The organism is Hydrogenophaga aquatica (genome assembly GCF_054780915.1).
Window position 1 is genome coordinate 1 of sequence record NZ_BAAGVK010000029.1, and the last position, 913, is coordinate 913.

Here is a 913-nt window from a genome sequence, read left to right on the forward strand (position 1 = left end):
GGCCGTGGCCGCCTTCGGCGTGGCCAACGCCCAGGAGCGCACCTTCAAGTTCGCCCTGAACGGCCCCGAAGGCCACCCCGCCGTCGCCGGCATGAAAAAGTTCGCCGACACGGTCGCCGCCAAGTCCGGCGGCAAGATGAAGGTCAACCTCTTTCTCAACGGCTCGCTCGGCGGCGACCAGGCCGTGGTCACCGCGCTCAAGGCCGGCACCATCGACATGGCCGTGATGAACAGCGGCATCCTGGCCAGCGAGGCCAAGGAACTGGCCATCTTCGACTTCCCCTTCCTCTTCGCCAACGAGAAGGAATCCGACGCCATCGTGGACGGCCCGGTGGGCAAGAAAATGCACGCCCTGCTCGAAGCCAAGGGCATCATCGGCCTGTCCTACTGGGAGCTGGGCTACCGCCAGATCACCAACAGCAAGCGCCCGCTCAACAAGGTGGAAGACATCGAGGGCCTGAAGCTGCGCGTGATCCCCAACCCCATCAACGTGGACTGGGTCAAGGCGCTGGGCGCCAACCCCACGCCCATGCCCTTCCCTGAGGTCTACGCGGGTCTGGAGCAAAAAGCCATCGACGGCCAGGAGAACCCGGTCTCGGTGATCGCTGCCAACAAGTTCTGGGAAGTGCAAAAGCACATTGCGCTGACCAACCACCAGTACAACCCGCAGTCGGTGATCTTCAGCAAGAAGGTGTGGGACAGCCTGAGCCCGGCCGACCGCAAGATCCTGGACGACGCGGCGGATGACGCGGCCAAGGCGCAGCGCGAAGCCGCGCGCGCGGCCGTGGCGGCCAACCTGGATCTGCTGAAGAAGAACGGCATGACGGTGACGCAATTCCCGCCGGCCGAGGTGGCCAAGCTGCGCGAGAAGATGGCCCCGGTGATCGCCAAGTACGTGGGCAGCGTGGGTGAA

General features: G+C 65.0%; 1 protein-coding gene. It reads left to right on the forward strand.

Going from position 1 to position 913, the window contains the following annotated elements; genetic code table 11:
* A partial coding sequence (locus ACYVHH_RS18295; RefSeq protein WP_460566892.1) for a DctP family TRAP transporter solute-binding subunit occupies positions 1-913 on the forward strand: 913 nt, incomplete at both ends.